Origin of the sequence: Mycobacterium angelicum, assembly GCF_002086155.1 — a bacterium.
Taxonomy (GTDB): domain Bacteria; phylum Actinomycetota; class Actinomycetes; order Mycobacteriales; family Mycobacteriaceae; genus Mycobacterium; species Mycobacterium angelicum.
Genome location: NZ_MVHE01000304.1, coordinates 1 through 446, shown reverse-complemented (window position 1 = coordinate 446; position 446 = coordinate 1). Strand labels below are relative to the sequence as shown.

At 66.6% G+C, this 446-nt stretch carries 1 protein-coding gene; it reads left to right on the top strand.

The features are described from left to right. The coding region (locus BST12_RS29505; RefSeq protein ID WP_139802103.1) for an ATP-binding cassette domain-containing protein at positions 1 to 446 on the top strand (446 nt) is incomplete at both ends.

The following is a 446-nucleotide window of genomic DNA, read 5'->3' as shown; positions in this document are numbered from 1 at the left end:
ACCTTCCGCTACCCAAAGGCGGCCGAGCCGGCGGTGCGTGGCATGGAGTTCACCGTCGGCCGCGGCGAAATCTTCGGGCTTCTAGGTCCCAGCGGCGCGGGCAAGTCCACCACCCAGAAGCTTCTCATCGGGCTGCTGCGCGACCACGGCGGCCAGGCCACGGTGTGGGACAAAGAGCCGGCCGAGTGGGGACCCGATTACTACGAGCGCATCGGGGTCTCCTTCGAGCTGCCCAACCACTACCAAAAGCTCACCGGGTATGAGAACCTGCGCTTCTTCGCCTCGCTGTACGCCGGCGCGACGGCCGACCCGATGCAGCTGCTGGCCGCCGTCGGCCTGGCCGATGACGCCCACACCCTAGTGGGCAAGTACTCCAAGGGCATGCAGATGCGGCTGACCTTCGCCAGGTCGCTGATCAACGACCCGGAGCTGCTGTTCCTCGACGA